The organism is Shimia sp. NS0008-38b, from assembly GCF_040370365.1.
Taxonomy (GTDB): Bacteria; Pseudomonadota; Alphaproteobacteria; order Rhodobacterales; family Rhodobacteraceae; genus Shimia.
Genome location: NZ_BAABWQ010000004.1, coordinates 37,702 through 53,265, shown reverse-complemented (window position 1 = coordinate 53,265; position 15,564 = coordinate 37,702). Strand labels below are relative to the sequence as shown.

The 15,564-nt window shown below is 53.7% G+C and carries 16 protein-coding genes; 12 read left to right on the top strand and 4 right to left on the bottom strand.

Annotation, left to right across the window (positions count from 1 at the left end; genetic code table 11):
• Positions 1–143: 143 nt before the first annotated feature.
• On the bottom strand, positions 144–1,754 hold the full coding sequence (locus ABWV47_RS17000; RefSeq protein ID WP_353314039.1) for a peptidoglycan-binding domain-containing protein: 1,611 nt from the start codon (positions 1,752–1,754) through the stop codon (positions 144–146).
• 285 nt (positions 1,755–2,039) lie between these two features.
• Positions 2,040–2,531, bottom strand: a complete 492-nt coding sequence (ssb, locus tag ABWV47_RS16995; protein WP_353314037.1) for a single-stranded DNA-binding protein — start codon at positions 2,529–2,531, stop codon at positions 2,040–2,042.
• A 215-nt stretch (positions 2,532–2,746) separates the two neighbouring features.
• Between ssb and ABWV47_RS16990 the strand changes: the two genes are divergently transcribed.
• Positions 2,747–3,331 carry a lytic transglycosylase domain-containing protein gene (locus ABWV47_RS16990; protein WP_353314035.1) on the top strand — a complete coding sequence of 195 codons (585 nt, stop codon included), beginning with the start codon at positions 2,747–2,749 and terminating at the stop codon, positions 3,329–3,331.
• Positions 3,332–3,345: 14 nt separating this feature from the next.
• Here the strand turns inward: ABWV47_RS16990 and ABWV47_RS16985 are convergent, their stop codons facing one another.
• Together ABWV47_RS16985 and miaA are read right to left on the bottom strand one after the other, a co-directional pair.
• The gene (locus tag ABWV47_RS16985; RefSeq protein WP_353314033.1) at positions 3,346–4,167 is read right to left on the bottom strand and encodes a helix-turn-helix transcriptional regulator; all 822 of its coding nucleotides are present in this window, start codon (positions 4,165–4,167) and stop codon (positions 3,346–3,348) included.
• Positions 4,168–4,377: 210 nt separating this feature from the next.
• Positions 4,378–5,265 (bottom strand): tRNA (adenosine(37)-N6)-dimethylallyltransferase MiaA, encoded by an 888-nt coding sequence (gene miaA / locus ABWV47_RS16980; RefSeq protein WP_353314031.1) that lies wholly within the window; start codon positions 5,263–5,265, stop codon positions 4,378–4,380.
• Positions 5,266–5,384: 119 nt separating this feature from the next.
• Here miaA and pyrH point away from each other — a divergent pair, with 119 nt between their 5' ends.
• The 11 genes from pyrH (at position 5,385) to lpxA (ending at position 15,561) form a co-directional block, all read left to right on the top strand.
• Positions 5,385–6,119 carry a UMP kinase gene (pyrH, locus tag ABWV47_RS16975; protein WP_353314029.1) on the top strand — a complete coding sequence of 245 codons (735 nt, stop codon included), beginning with the start codon at positions 5,385–5,387 and terminating at the stop codon, positions 6,117–6,119.
• Between the two features lie 85 nt (positions 6,120–6,204).
• Positions 6,205–6,768, top strand: coding sequence for a ribosome recycling factor (gene frr / locus ABWV47_RS16970; RefSeq protein ID WP_353314027.1), 564 nt, complete (start codon positions 6,205–6,207; stop codon positions 6,766–6,768).
• A 5-nt stretch (positions 6,769–6,773) separates the two neighbouring features.
• Positions 6,774–7,496 (top strand): undecaprenyl pyrophosphate synthase, encoded by a 723-nt coding sequence (gene uppS, locus ABWV47_RS16965; protein WP_353314025.1) that lies wholly within the window; start codon positions 6,774–6,776, stop codon positions 7,494–7,496.
• On the top strand, positions 7,493–8,278 hold the full coding sequence (locus ABWV47_RS16960; protein ID WP_353314023.1) for a phosphatidate cytidylyltransferase: 786 nt from the start codon (positions 7,493–7,495) through the stop codon (positions 8,276–8,278). The genes uppS and ABWV47_RS16960 overlap by 4 nt, the downstream gene beginning before the upstream one ends.
• On the top strand, positions 8,275–9,444 hold the full coding sequence (dxr, locus tag ABWV47_RS16955) for a 1-deoxy-D-xylulose-5-phosphate reductoisomerase (RefSeq protein ID WP_353314021.1): 1,170 nt from the start codon (positions 8,275–8,277) through the stop codon (positions 9,442–9,444). The genes ABWV47_RS16960 and dxr overlap by 4 nt, the downstream gene beginning before the upstream one ends.
• Positions 9,445–9,469: 25 nt before the next feature.
• Positions 9,470–10,816, top strand: a complete 1,347-nt coding sequence (rseP, locus tag ABWV47_RS16950; RefSeq protein WP_353314019.1) for an RIP metalloprotease RseP — start codon at positions 9,470–9,472, stop codon at positions 10,814–10,816.
• Positions 10,817–10,911: 95 nt separating this feature from the next.
• The gene (locus ABWV47_RS16945) at positions 10,912–11,043 is read left to right on the top strand and encodes a hypothetical protein (RefSeq protein WP_353314017.1); all 132 of its coding nucleotides are present in this window, start codon (positions 10,912–10,914) and stop codon (positions 11,041–11,043) included.
• 195 nt (positions 11,044–11,238) lie between these two features.
• A complete protein-coding gene (gene bamA, locus ABWV47_RS16940; protein ID WP_353314015.1) occupies positions 11,239–13,590 on the top strand; it encodes an outer membrane protein assembly factor BamA in 2,352 nt (783 codons plus the stop codon).
• Between the two features lie 6 nt (positions 13,591–13,596).
• On the top strand, positions 13,597–14,190 hold the full coding sequence (locus tag ABWV47_RS16935) for an OmpH/Skp family outer membrane protein (protein WP_353314013.1): 594 nt from the start codon (positions 13,597–13,599) through the stop codon (positions 14,188–14,190).
• 103 nt (positions 14,191–14,293) lie between these two features.
• Positions 14,294–14,758, top strand: coding sequence for a 3-hydroxyacyl-ACP dehydratase FabZ (gene fabZ / locus ABWV47_RS16930; protein ID WP_353314009.1), 465 nt, complete (start codon positions 14,294–14,296; stop codon positions 14,756–14,758).
• A 5-nt stretch (positions 14,759–14,763) separates the two neighbouring features.
• Positions 14,764–15,561, top strand: coding sequence for an acyl-ACP--UDP-N-acetylglucosamine O-acyltransferase (lpxA, locus tag ABWV47_RS16925; RefSeq protein ID WP_353314007.1), 798 nt, complete (start codon positions 14,764–14,766; stop codon positions 15,559–15,561).
• Positions 15,562–15,564 lie beyond the last annotated feature (3 nt).

The window sequence follows — 15,564 nt, the reverse complement described above, 5'->3', positions numbered from 1 at the left end:
AATCCTCACTTCTGTTGATAAGTGACTACATAGGATGTCAAAGCTCAGGGGGGAAGAGATCGTTGCGGGTCAATGCCGCGTAGTGGCAAATGAAATGCCCCGCGAACTCGACATCACGGGGCATGTCAAACGTGAGCGCTGTGTCAGTCGCCAATTTTGAACGAGGGCAGCACCGCCACTGGTTGCACAATGGCTCCTGTGTTTGTTTCTGCGGTTAGGGCCGCCTGCAGCAGAGCCGCTCGGTCAGACTGACCAGGTGCGAAGGCTGCTTCTGAGCCAGCGTTCAGCGCTTCAATCGCGACTGTGTACCACGGCGCAGCCTTGTCGGTATCTGCCAAAAGGCCAAACCCGTGCTGCAAGTGATGCCCGATTAATTCACTGTATGGTCTTTGTCCGATCGCAGCCATCAAAAGGGCAGAACCGAGTGCCACGTCCATATTGTCGCGACGATAGGCTGAGAACAGGCAAATTTTAGCTGTATCTTGCAGCTGCTCTAGAGACATGTTTGCATTTAGAACAAAGGCTTGGACTTCTGGCAGCAGCTGAGACGGGTTGTCCGTCGGCAATTTGGCGACATAGGGCGCAAGGGCAGGGCCAAAGGCATCACATTGTTGATCAACTTGAGCCTGTGTTGCGCCTTGAACCGCTTGCATGATCTGCTCCCCGTTCGAGACTGCATAGGTTCGCGCCAGACAAAACTGTTCGCTCAATACAAATGACGGATCTGAGATGCTGTTGACTGTGACAAAGCCACCGTTCGAGTTGGTAAGTAGACTCACCTTTCCGCAATATCCTGCGAGAGATTTTTCCGGTGCTGCGGGTTTGGTGGCTTCGAAAAGGGTGATACCAGCCAGGCCTGCTGATGCGGGTTGTTCTTGTGAGGCTGCCACTGGCACAGTTTGTGGCGCGATGGGGGCAGGAGACACCGGAGCAGGTTGTACGGCCGCGAGCTGCGGTTGTGTGGCACTGTCGTTGAGGCGGCAAACCGATTGGTGGCATGAGAAGCTTGCAGGTGTCGCGATGTGGCTGAGGAAATCATTGCGCGCGAAACCGTTTGGGCCGGAAACAAACACCATTACCGTACAGTCTTTGGCGCCACACCAATAGGCACTGCCGGAGACAGATGTATCCAATATATAGTCAGTCTTGCCGTCGCCATTCAAATCCGCCAGTTGAATAAACCCTGACCTTTGAAGCAGTTGTTCCGCGCTTGGGTCAGAGCTTTCCGCGACTTCGTCAATCGCCGCAGACACTTCTGTAGGCATGCCACCATAGACGTTGCCCGACGGTCCGCCATGCGCCTCTGCGTACCACGCTGTGAGCAAGCTTCGGACGCCGTGCTGATGGGTTTGCATTGCCTTTACGACTTGCGGGCCACCGATCTGGGCCCTGTTGTAAGACCCTACCAGAAAATCACGTTCGTATGGAGACAGCGTTCCGGTTGCCGGAAAGCCAACGTAGGTTTGGTATTGGATAATGGCAGAGCGGGATTTACGCCCCATAACGCCATCAGGTGTGCCAGCCGGAAAGCCAAAATAGTTGAGAGATGTTTGAGTTTCGCGGTTTTGAGCACGCGCGGCGGAGTATTGGACACCACTGGATCGTTTTTTGTTTTTCTGGGCGCCTGACATGAGCGCTCCGCCAATGATCGCTCCGGCGATGGCGGCGCCGACGTCACTGGCCAGAGCGGGCGCAGACGTCGAAGTTGCCACCAATGCCGCTGCAATAGCTGTCTTCAATGACTTGGATAACATATCTATCTCCTTCAATAGCTTAGTAAAATGCCTTCGTGGAAACTGCATGATCCAAAGAAATTTGGTTGAAGAAAATCCCGCCTAAAGAGAGTGGGCAGCTTCACTAACAGTTTCAAAAAATTCAAACAGTTGAAATAGTCCCCTAAGTGTTCGGTTTTTTCAAGTTTTTATACAACTTCGAGGAGATCATCTTCGCTGCGTGTGAAGAGGGGGTTCGAAATAAAAAAAGGGCCGACATGTGTCAGCCCTTTGAAAGGTTGTCTTGGTCTTTGGATTAAGGCCGACTTAAAATGGAATTTCGTCGTCCATATCGCGGCTTGGGGTTGGTCCACCTTGATTGCCACCGCCACCTTGGTCATAGCCACCGCCGTAGCCGCCGCCTTGATCATATCCGCCGCCACTGCCACCGCCGTCACCGCCGCCTGAGCGGCCGTCGAGCATGGTCAGCACGCCGTCAAATCCCTGAAGGACAACTTCGGTAGAATAGCGATCTTGGCCAGACTGATCCTGCCACTTGCGGGTTTGCAATTTGCCTTCAACATAGACTTTGGAGCCTTTGCGCAGATATTGTTCTGCGATGCGCACCAGTCCTTCTTGGAAGATCGCTACGGAGTGCCATTCGGTGCGTTCTTTACGCTCACCGGTGTTGCGGTCTTTCCAGGTTTCTGACGTTGCAATGCGCAGATTGCACACTTTGCCACCGTTCTGAAAGGAGCGCACCTCTGGGTCGCGCCCCAGGTTGCCAATGATAATTACTTTGTTCACCGATCCGGCCATGCGCCTAAGTCTCCCACGGAATCTATTCTTTGATTTGGGCCACCATACACCACCGGACGGTCGAAATGGGAAGCGGATTCTTGCGGATGGTCTGATCTATCTTTCAGTCTGGCGTCCTAAGATGTGCGGGTTTTTGCTGTTGGTGTCGTAGAAGGCTGGAAAATTCTTTGAAATTTGATATAGAACCGTTCGAAACTAGGGTGGAGTGGCCTCTGATGGCGCACAGGGTATTGGGACTGTTGTTGAGCGTCACGCTGACGGCTGGACCTGTTTATGCACAGACTGTTTCAACCAAATCTCAGGCACGGTTGTTCAAAAACCAAACCAAAATTTTGGATGGTCGGGCTGCGGAGCAGTATAGAAATTCTGTTCGATTGCAGCCGCGTCCGGTGTACACCCCGTCGAAATGGGGCGACGGAAGCTACAATGGAAAGTACAATGGCCCCTATTTGGCCATGGCCCGCGAGGCAGCTCTTTTGCATGGCATTCCGGTGGATTTGTTTCTGAAACTGGTCCAGCAGGAGAGCAATTGGAACGCCACTGCTAAATCGCACAAAGGCGCGCTTGGGCTGGCACAGTTGATGCCTGGGACGGCACGTTTGCTACGCGTGGATCCGCTTGACCCACGGCAAAACCTCGAGGGCGGTGCACGGTATTTAAAGCAGCAATACCTGAAATTTGGCAGCTGGCGGCTGGCGCTTGCCGCCTACAATGCAGGCCCAAAAGCTGTGGAGAGATACGGCGGCGTGCCCCCATACAAAGAAACGCGCAACTATGTGCGGATCATCTTGGGCGGCTAGGGTGTGCCTGGGGGTTAACGGGATTGGGCCGACTTTCGCAACTGGCTTGGTGACGCACCAAAATGCTGTTGGCAGAACCTTGTGAAATAGGCGGCGCTCCCGAAGCCAAGCGCATTGGCAACACGGTTGATTGGCGCTTCACTGTCACGAAGCAAGCAGCGCGCGCGATGTTGTACCATTTGACTGAGCATTTCTGCTGCCGTTAGACCAGCGGCTTGTCGGCAAACCCGCGTGAGATGCGTTGGTGTGATGTCGAGTTGGTCCGCGTACCATGCCATAGGACGTCCAGATGTGAACTCGGTGGCAAGGATGTCGCAAAATCGACGGACAATACGTTCGGAAGCACGGGCGGGCGGCTGCGCGCCTGCGGATTGTATATCGCGTCGCAAGGTGACCGACAGCAGCCGCGCGTGGGCGTTCAGGGCCTCAGACATGAGGGCACGCTCTTGGTGCAGTTCGCGACGCAAAGCGTCCAATATCGCCGTGAGCTCTGCTTGTTCTGTGCCATCTTGCAGACGTAAGTGTTGTGTGCGGTCGGGCAGGGTGGCGCGGCCGTCATTGGGAATCAAAGTTGCGAGGCCTTGTACCTGTAAGCCAAGTTCAAATGAGAACACTTTACCGGCGGGTACAAAGATCGCGTTGTGGGCTCCAAAACCGCGCCGCAGCCCGTGCAACAGGACGCGCCCCTGACCACGCGTTGTCCACAGCAGGATGTGGTGATCGCGCACATGCAGCTGTTCAAGTATCCAAGGGGCGCCTTTGGTCATGTTGGCCAATGAGGTGACTTGGATTTGAGAGAGTGTCTGACTTTGATCTGAGATTAGATGATCGCGCACATCTCGTTTTCCGAAATCGCTTGTGGCGTGCGCGTCGGATTGCTTTTGGTTTCGCGGCACCGCCTCTGCTGGAGATCCGATGCCCGGTTTCGTCAAGAATGACGGTATATGTAAATTTTTAGATACCATTGTATGATATTTAAGCTCAAATTGTTTGTTTCAGGCAAGCCCTACGTCACAAGTTTTGTTGAGATTGCAGATTTTTATCGACTATTCCTGTGGGACTGAGGGGCAATATTTGTGCCAGCCCGACATTTTCGATCGAAACCAAGTGCGTTGCCGTTTTGCAAATTGGCGTGTGGCAATGGTCGCGCTTTCGCGGGCTTCGTTTAAGTCAATCTCACCCCGTAAATGCGCAATGAGTTCGGGAGCCCCTATGGCTTTGGCAGAAAGATGAGACGCGTCAAAACTTGCGAGATTTGATTGGGCCTCGTCCAATGCGCCCTCTTTCAACATCATGTCAAACCGCTGAGCGATGCGCGCATTGAGCCAGTCTTTGGGCACGTCAAATAGGATTGGAACGGCATCTTCTAGAGGGAGCATTGGCGCTGGTGTATCGTCTTGCCAGTCTGCCAGTGGCTTGCCAGTGGCCTTGAGCACTTCCCAAGCGCGCTGGACACGCATGGGATTTTGTTGGTCGATGCGCGCGGCGGTTTTGGCGTCAAGTTCTGCCAGAAGTGCCCTAAATCCTTCTTGCAAAACGCGGTCATTGGCCATTTTGCGTAGGTCAGGTGGTGTTGGTGGTATTTGGGCCAGACCTTGAGTCAGAGCCGTGAAATACAGGCCCGTGCCACCAACAATGATGGGCCGCTGGTCGCCTTCGAGCAGTGGGGCTATGTCGCGCAGCCAATGGCCTACAGAATAGTTGGCGTCGCCGGGGATATGACCATAGAGCCGATGCGGAGCGCGCGCCTCATCATCGCGGGAGGGGCGTGCGGTGAGTACGCGCCAGTTGTCAAACACCTGTATCGCGTCGGCATTTACGATGATGCCGCCCTGCGTTTCCGCGATAGAAAGAGCAAGTGCGCTTTTGCCGCTTGCGGTGGGACCTGCGATGAGGATCGGCTGATCTGGTGCGATGGGCGGCAAGACTGTCATGGAAGGAACCCGAATTAATGCGTGTTTGTGACAGAACTACGCAACTCTCGCATTGAACCTGCGCGCGTTTTCCGACATTTTGCGCGCAATCCTAAAACGATGCGCAGATGGAGTGCAACATGAGCGAAGATGCCGTCCCCGCCGAGACCACCTACAATCGTGTGATGCTCAAGATTTCGGGGGAGGCATTGATGGGAGATCAAGGCTATGGCCTGCATCCGCCCACCATCGAGCGCATCGCCAAAGAGGTGAAGACCGTCCACGATCTTGGTGTTGAAATCTGTATGGTGATCGGCGGAGGCAACGTGTTTCGCGGCTTGTCTGGTGCCGCGCAGGGTATGGAGCGTACCACAGCAGACTACATGGGAATGCTCGCCACTGTGATGAACGCCCTTGCTGTTCAGAGCGCATTAGAAGGCCTTGGCGTGTTCACACGGGTGATCAGCGCGATCCGGATGGATGAGGTGGCCGAGCCCTATATTCGCCGCCGCGCAGTACGGCACCTTGAGAAGAAACGTGTTTGTATCTTCGCCGCTGGTACGGGGAATCCCTATTTCACAACCGATACCGCGGCAACGCTTCGGGCCAATGAGATGGCATGCGAGGCGATCTTTATGGGCAAGAACGGCGTTGATGGAATCTATGACAAAGACCCTGCTGTACATGACGACGCGGTGCGCTTTGACGAGATAACCTATGATGATGTCCTCACCAAACGACTGAAAGTGATGGACGCCAGCGCAATTGCCTTGGCGCGCGACAACAACCTGCCTCTGATTGTCTTCCCGCTTGACGAGCCAGGGGGGTTCAAGGGGATTCTTGCTGGTAAGGGCACCTATACAAAGGTTGTTTGAAGCCGTTATGGTGGCAGGAAACTGTTACGCGCGGAAATGCGCGGCGGTAAAACGACACAAAGAATAACAAACACAGAGCAAACGCATGTCTGAAGAATTTGAACTCGATACCGATGATCTGACTCGCCGAATGGATGGCGCAATGGGGGCACTGAAAACCGAATTCGCTTCTTTGCGTACCGGGCGCGCTTCAGCCACGATGTTGGAGCCGGTTATGGTGGATGCTTATGGCTCAAAAACGCCGATCAACCAGGTGGGCACTGTAAACGTGCCTGAACCGCGTATGGTCACTGTCAACGTGTGGGACAAATCACTGGTCGGCGCCGTTGAAAAAGCCATCATGAACTCGGGCCTTGGCATCAACCCACAAACCAACGGCACCATCGTGATGCTGCCGATCCCAGAATTGAACGAAGAGCGCCGCACAGAGTTGGCACGTGTGGCTGCGCAATATGCGGAACACGCAAGAGTTTCCATCCGCAACCTGCGCCGGGATGGTATGGACCAAATCAAAAAAGCCAAGGCTGATGGTCTGTCTGAGGATGATCAGAAGATTTGGGAAGCCGAAGTTCAGGAGCTGACCGACACGTATATTAAGAATGTCGACAGTGCTTTAGAGAATAAGCAATCCGAAATCATGCAGGTCTAAGCAGAATGGCCGAGGACATTCCCGCGACTGGCCCACGGCATGTGGCCATTATTATGGATGGCAACGGCCGTTGGGCACAAGCGCGCGGGCGACCGCGTTTGTTTGGTCATCACGCCGGTGCCAAACGGGTCAAAGAGATTGTCCGTGCTTGCCGGCCTTTGGGCGTTCAATATCTGACGATATTTGGGTTCTCCACTGAGAATTGGAAGCGGACACAGGCCGAAGTTGCGGGGCTGATGAGTTTGTTTCGCCAATACATTCGCAAAGAAGCGCGTGCACTGAAGGCCGAAGGCGTTCGCGTGCGGTTCATCGGCGACCGGCCTGGGCTTGATGCCAAGCTGCGCGCCTTAATGGATGAGTTGGAAGATCTGACAAAGGATAACACTGGCGTCAATCTGACCATCGCGCTGAACTACGGCGGACGAGACGAGGTTGCACGGGCCACAAAACGGTTGGCTGAAGATGTCGCGGCGGGCAATTTGAACCCAGAAGATGTGAATGAAGAGACTTTGCCAAAGTACTTGGACACATGTGTGTTGCCCGACCCCGATTTGGTGGTTCGCACCAGCGGAGAAGCGCGCATTTCCAATTTTTTGCTCTGGCAATCCGCCTATGCGGAGTATGAGTTTATCGACACGTTGTGGCCGGATTTTTCGAAAGACGTTTTCCGCAAGCTTGTTTTTGCCTACGCTGAACGCGATCGCCGTTTTGGAGCCGTGAGCGCGTGACGGGGACAGAGGACAAGAAGGCCGGAAAGTGGGGAGATCTTCCTGCACGGCTTGGATCTGCTCTGGTCATGCTGCTGGTCGGTGGCGTTGCGATCTGGCACGGCGGAATATTGTTTCACGAACTTGTGGTTCTTATTTGTGCAGGCATGATCTGGGAGTTGACCCGGATGATGAACGGCGGTGAGATGCGCCACGCAGTTTTTGTGGCCGTTTTGGCCGGGGCTGCGATGCTTTCAACCCACTTTATTCCGGGCCAGGCGATCGCGCCGGTGTTGGCCGCTGTGGCTTTGGCTGGAATGGGGCAAATTAAGAAAGATCGTTTGATTTACGTCGCTTATGCTGTCGGGCTGATGTTCGCAAGCTATGGGCTGATTGTTCTGCGAGATGTGCGTGGTGCCTATTGGCTCGTTTGGTTGGTGTCGGTTGTGGTGGCGACGGACGTGGCAGGTTACTTTGCTGGACGCTTGATTGGTGGACCAAAATTTTGGGTCAAAGTGAGCCCCAAAAAGACATGGGCAGGCACCATTGCGGGATGGATTGCAGCCGGGGCGGTGGGCATTGCGTTTGGCGGTACGGCTTTGATTGTGATCAGTGTGCTAACCTCGTTTGCATCTCAGATGGGAGATGCAGCGGAAAGCGCGTTAAAGCGGCGCGCAGGCATCAAAGATAGCTCCAATCTGATTCCCGGGCACGGCGGTTTGCTGGATCGGTTTGACGCAATGATGGGAGCTGCGTTGTTGGTTCTGTTGTTGGGGGCATTTCTGGGACTGCCTGCAACATGAGAAAAGTGTCCATTTTTGGCGCGACCGGGTCGATTGGGCAAAACACCATTGATCTGATCAAGCGCGATCCAAGTGCCTATGACGTTGTGGCATTGAGTGGTGGGCAGAACATTCAACAACTGGCTGAAGATGCGGTGGTTTTGGGCGCAGACGTTGCTGTCACAGCAGATGAGACACGTTTGTCGGAGCTTCGTGCGGCGCTTGGTGACAGCGGTGTAGAGGCGGCTGCGGGCGCGCGCGCAATAGTTGAGGCGGCATGCCGTCCTGCTGATTGGGTGATGAGCGCGATTGTCGGGGCAGCGGGCCTGCCGCCCGGATTGGCGGCTTTGCAGCAGGGTGCGACACTGGCGCTGGCCAATAAAGAATCTCTGGTTACAGCGGGCCAGCTGATTATGGAAACGGCACAAAACCACGGTGGGCGCATTTTGCCGGTCGACAGCGAACACTCCGCGGTGTTTCAGGCGCTGGTCGGGGAAGACATGGACGCCGTTGAGCGCATTGTTATCACCGCGAGTGGCGGCGCGTTTCGTGATTGGACTCTGGAAGATATGGCGCGGGCCACACCAGAGCAAGCCAGCAGCCATCCAAATTGGAACATGGGGCAACGGATCACTGTTGACAGCGCATCCATGTTTAACAAGGCGCTGGAAATAATTGAAACAAAAGAATTCTTCAATTGTTCGCATGAGCAAATTGAGGTGTTGGTTCATCCGGAATCTCTGGTTCATGCTCTGGTCGGCTTCAAAGACGGTGCGTTGATGGCCCACGTGGGGCCGCCGGATATGCGCCACGCGATCGGGTATGCATTACATTGGCCAGAGCGACAGCATTTACCGGTGGCGCGGCTAGACCTTGCCAATATCGGCGCGTTGCACTTTCGTGCGCCGGATCCGCAAAGATATCCGGCACTAAGACTGGCACATGAAGTATTGGAGCTGGGTGGCCATGCGGGAGCGGTCTTCAACGCTGCCAAAGAGCGGGCACTAGACGCGTTTCTGGACCACAGGATTGGCTTTTTGCAGATGGCAGACGTGGTGGAGGAGGTTCTTTCACAGCTTTCACCTTCACATTGCCTCAAGAATGCCGAAATGAGCCTTGATACGGTGACGGAAACAGACCATGTCGCTCGCAGGACGGCGGATACGGTCATCGAACAGTTGGCATAGCGCCCCAAAAAATAGGACGTGCATTTTGGATATTTCAACGCTGATCCCAAGCTTTGGCAGTGGTGTTTTGACAGTCATCTGGTTTGTGGTGGCGCTGTCGATCATCGTGGCGATTCACGAATACGGCCACTATATTGTTGGCCGTTGGAGCGGGATTGGCGCCGACGTCTTTAGCATCGGTTTCGGGCCGGTTCTTTGGTCGCGCGTTGATAAGCGTGGCACGCAGTGGCAGATCGCTGCGATTCCATTGGGCGGATATGTGAAGTTCAAGGGAGATGCGAACGCCGCCAGCGGCAAAGATGGTGAAGCCATGGGAGAGATGGACGAGAGCGAGTTGCGTCACACGATGCATGGTGCTCCGCTTTGGGCGCGAGCGTCAACAGTCCTGGCCGGTCCTGTTTTCAATTTTATCCTGTCTATTCTGATCTTTGCCGGAGTGATGATGTTCAACGGGCAGGTGGGTGATAAGCTGATTGTTGGGCAGGTTTGGGATTTGCCCAACGCGCCATATGAGTTGCAACAAGGTGATGTGGTGCTGGCGATTGATGGCCAGCGGATTCCCTCTTTTGATGATCCCGAAGCTTTCGATGGTTTTGTGCAAGACATGTCAAAGACCGACCCGTTGCGTTACTTGGTAGATCGCGACGGCGCAGAAATGGAAGTGTCAGGCCCGTATTTGTATCCTCCAATTGTCTTGTCACTTGCGCCACGATCCGCGGCGTACAATGCCGGGCTGGAAGTTGGCGATGTATTTACTGCAATCGATGGCGCACCCATCGTCGCTTTTTCTCAACTGAAAGATGCGGTTGAAACCGGAAATGGACGAACGTTGGAGCTCTCTGTTTCTCGAGACGGGATGACACAGCCGTTTGCTCTGAGCCCGCGCCGTGTTGATGAGCCACAAGCTGACGGTGGATTTGTGACCAATTGGCGCATTGGGATTGGGGGTGGGCTTGCTTTTGAACCCGCCACTGAAACGCTTGGAATTGGCGACGCAATGACGGCCGGGGTGCGGCAGACTGGGCGCATTATGGAGGGATCGATCAGTGGTCTATATCATATGATCACGGGCGCGATCAGCAGTTGCAATTTGTCCGGCCCTGTTGGAATTGCGCAAACCTCCGCTGCGATGGCCAGTCAGGGTACGCAGAGCTTCATTTGGTTTATTGCGGTGCTGTCTACGGCAATCGGGCTGTTGAATCTGTTTCCGATTCCCATGCTGGATGGGGGGCACCTTGTGTTCTACGCCTACGAAGCGGTCGTTGGAAAACCACCCGCAGACGGTGTCGTACGTGTGTTGATGACCATTGGTTTGACCTTGGTTCTCGGAATGATGGCTTTTGGTTTGACCAACGATCTCTTCTGTCCGTAAGCTATTGTTGGGCACTATTTTCTAGTGCGTGCCCAACTTTTGCCCAAATTGATGTGTAAACTCTTTGGTAAGACACCGAATTTGGGGCAAAGGCTATGCATACGATTGAAGAAGGATACCGCGCGTTGGGTCTGTTGATTGACGTCAACTGGGAGCGGCTGTTTTTCCCGTCTGCGATTGTGGTTGGTCTCATGTTGGGCGCCTATATCAGCAGTTGGTTGGTTTAGCGCTTCGGGACACGTGTCTCGAACTAACTTCGGTTCAAGAGCACCACATTCTGTGGCAGCGATTCTTCCCCAACACCATAATTGGTAAAACAAAGAAGAGTTCGGTCTGACATGGATTTGTCTGATTGGTCTTTTGACAATGCCATTCATTCCCGGTAGTCACGTTCCAACAGGGATGTACTGCGGAGTTTGGGAATGACCAAACAATCTAGCGCTTTGGTGATCACCAAAGAGGATGGCGAGGCGCGCAAGACGCGCTTTCTAACTGGCTTTTTTATTCTTCTTTTTGCTTTGATGATGGCTCTGCCAAGCCTGGTATCAGCGCAAACCTACAATTTTGGCACTATCCGAGTTGACGGAAATCAGCGGATCGAATCCTCTGCTATTGTGAACTACGCGGGTGTTGAGCGTGGTGCCGCTGTGACCGCTGGGCAATTGAATGCGGCCTACCAACGTATTGTTGACAGCGGTCTTTTTGAGACGGTCGAGCTGGTTCCAAGCGGCAACACTCTTGTGATCAAAGTGTTGGAGTTTCCAACCATCAACCGTATCAATTTTGAGGGCAACAAGCGCTTGAAGGACGAAGCGCTGTCTCAGCTGGTCGAATCGGAATCACGACGTGTGCTTAACCCCGCCACCGTGGAGCGCGACGCTGCGCGTGTGACGCAAGCCTACGCAGAGGCAGGCCGGCTGGCTGCACGCGTGACCCCGCGTATCATTCGCCAAAGTGAAAACCGTGCGGATTTGGTGTTTGAGATTTTTGAAGGTGGCGTTGTTGAGATCGAACGCATCGGCTTTGTCGGTAACCAGAACTTCGGCGACAGCCGCTTGCGACGGGTGTTGAGCACCAAACAGGCGGGTTTGCTGCGTGCGTTTTTCAACCAGGACACTTTTGTAAACGACCGTATTGAATTTGATAAACAGGTCTTGCGCGACTTCTATTTGTCCCGCGGGTACGTCGATTTTCGGACACTCAGCGTAAATGCGGAATTGTCGCGTGAGCGCGACGGCTACTTTGTGACGTTTAACGTTGAGGAAGGTCAGCAATTTCGGTTTGGACAAATCACCGCGTCTAGCGAAATCGAAGGCGTCGATGCTCAGGAATACTTAGAGACTCTGCGTCTGAAACCGGGTGTGGTGTATTCTCCCAGTTTGGTAGAGAGTTCAATTTCTCGGATGGAACGGTTTGGGTTGAAGCAAGGCGTTGATTTCTTGCGGGTTGACCCTCGGATCACGCGCAACGACCGGGATCTGACTTTGGACATCGAGTTTGCGATTTCGAAAGGACCCAAAATTTTCGTTGAACGGATCGATATCGAAGGCAACACGACAACCTTGGACAAGGTGATCCGGCAGCAATTCCGAATTGTGGAAGGCGATCCGTTCAATCCGCGCGAAATTCGGGAGAGTGCTGAGCGTATTCGCGCACTTGGATTTTTTACTGTGGCGGATGTGAACGCCCGAGAGGGCAGCACGCCAGGCCAAGTGATCGTGGACGTTGATGTTGAAGAACAACCAACTGGGTCTTTAGGTTTTGGCGGTACGTTTTCGACAAACGATGGCTTGGGAATTTCGGTTCAGTTCCAAGAGAGCAACTTCCTTGGACGTGGTCAGAGATTGGGCCTGTCATTTGCAACCAGTTCTGATCTGAATGACTACGGGTTAAACTTCGCGGAACCAGCGTTCTTAGGGCGTGATCTTACCGCAGGGTTTGGATTGCAATATCGAGATTTTGAACCGAGTGAAGCTCGCTTCACAAATACGATCGGCGATTTTACACCGTATTTGGGTTTCAGTTTGGGAGAACACTCCTCGGCTCAATTGCGCTATACACTTTCGAGCTCGGACATCAAAATTCCTGACGGCAACGAAGTTGCGGGGTCTCTCATCGATGCAGAAGCTGATCGTGGAAATATCTGGAAAAGCTCTATTGGCTACACGTATCGCTACGATACGCGGCGAGGTGGCCTCGACCCAACTCGTGGATACCTCTTAGAGTTTGGCCAAGATTTTGGTGGGCTGGGCGGTGACTATACATTTGTCAAAACAACCGCGCGTGCGGTGGCCGAAGCGCGTGTATTGCATGAAGAAGTCACTCTGCGTGCTTCGCTTCAGGGTGGTATGTTGTATTCCCCCGATGGTGACAGCCGCATTGATGACCGTTTTATTGTCACCAGTCGCAATATCCGGGGCTTTGAGCCCTACGGTATCGGGCCTCGCGAGTACCAAGCCGGTGGTGTTCAAGATGACGCTCTTGGAGGCAACTACTATGCTGTTGCACGGTTTGAGGCGGAATTCCCGCTTGGATTGCCTGAAGAATTGGGCATCTCCGGTGGGTTGTTCTACGATGTTGGTTCACTCTGGAATCTTGATCAGTCTTCGGCGAATGTTCTGTACGATGACTTCTCTCTAAGACACGTTATCGGCGCATCGATTTTCTGGGAAACTCCGCTTGGACCACTGCGGTTCAATTTTACCAAAGCTCTTAAGAAAGAAGAGTTCGACCGAGAACAAACATTTGATTTCGCAATCAGCGCAAGGTTCTAAGGTGGCATGCGGCGTGCACTAACATGTTTGGTATTTGGGGTGGGCGCATTGTTCGCTACAAGCCCGCATGCTCAAACGGTGCCGCCGCAATTTGATGCGATTTCTGGCAATGTGTTGTCGGCAGCCGCTGTTCTGACTGTGGACAGTGAGGCATTGTTTGCCCAGTCGCGTTTCGGCCAACGTGTCTCTCAAGAGCTTGCGGCGGAAGAGTCAGTTCTCATGGCGGAAAACCGGCGTATCCAAGCAGAGTTGACTGAAGAAGAACGCGTATTAACTGCACGACGAGCAACGATGGACGCGAAAGCGTTTCGAGCTGTCGCGGATGCGTTTGATGCCCGCGTGGTAAAAATTCGCACAGAGCAAGATCAAAAATCTGCGAATATCATTCAGCAGCGGCAGCAAGAAGAGGATGCCTTCATTCGTGCTGCGAGTCCGGTGTTGACGGAGCTTATGCGTGAGGCCGGAGCGAGTGTGATCTTGGACCGACGAGAGATCCTGCTTTCAGATCCTTCGGTAGATATTACAGAGATCGCGATACAACGTTTGAACCTGCGATTGGGTGATGGCATTCGGCCCCAAGCGGATGCCGCAGAGGACTGAACGTTCTGCGCTTCCCGTGGTCATTCTTCTGGCACGTGCTTGCCCATAGCTGCGGGGATTGTTAGGGCTAGTTGCAGTAGAATTGATGCAGCAGGAGCCCGACATGTCAGATGACCTCAAAAGTGCAGACATTGAACTGATCCAACGGATTATCCCGCATCGGTACCCGTTTTTGCTTGTTGATAAAGTCGTTGAGATTGATGGCTATGCGTCGGCAAAAGGCATCAAAAATGTCACGATGAATGAGCCGCATTTTCAGGGTCATTTCCCCAATAAACCAATCATGCCCGGAGTGACTATCGTTGAAGCGATGGCGCAAACTTCGGCGGTGATGGTTGGCGTTGCATTGGAGATGGCTGACAAAGATCTTCTGGTCTATTTTATGGGCATCGACAAATGCAAGTTTCGTCGCATGGTGGTGCCCGGGGATGTTCTGGAAATGAAAGTGACCACCACACGTGGCAAACCCGGTGGCAAAGTCTGGAAATTCTCCGGATTGGCGACAGTTGACGGCGAGACGGCATGTGAAGTCGAGTTCACAGCGATGATGGATCTGCCGAAGGAGTAAGTCATATGGCAATCTCTCCAAATGCACGGGTGCATTCATCCGCTGTGATTGAAGATGGCGCAACGGTCTCAAACGGTTGTATCGTTGGTCCTTTTTGCGTGGTGGGCGCTGGTGTCGTGTTGCGCGAAGACGTGGTTCTGAAGAGCCATGTTGTCGTTTCCGGCAACACCGAGATTGGTGCGCAGACCGAAGTTTTCAGCTTCTCGGTCATTGGAGAGGTTCCACAGGATCTTAAATTTACTGGAGAAGAAACGCGTTTGGTCATTGGCGAGCGCAACCGCATTCGTGAGCATGTGACGATGAACACGGGGACCCAAGGTGGCGGCGGGGTGACGCGGATCGGCAACGACAATTTGTTTATGGCAGGGTGTCATATCGCGCATGACGCATTGATCGGTGACCGGGTCATTGTTGTGAATTCGGCGGCTGTGGCTGGTCATTGTGTGATTGAAGACGATGTGATCATCGGTGGTTTGTGCGGTATTCACCAATGGGTGCGTATTGGACGTGGTGCTATTATCGGGGCGGTCAGCATGGTGACCAACGACGTCATTCCATACGGATTGGTTCAAGGGCCGCGTGGGGAGCTAGACGGGCTCAATCTGGTGGGGCTGAAACGGCGTGGCGTCGCCCGCTCCGACATCACCGCTTTGCGCGCGGCCTTTCAGATGCTGGCGCAAGGGGAGGGCGCGTTTCAAGAGCGGGCCAAACGGTTGGGCGATGAAACAGACAGCCAGTATGTACAAGAAATTGTCTCCTTCGTTTTGGGAGACACAGAGCGGTCTTTTTTGACACCACGGTGATTT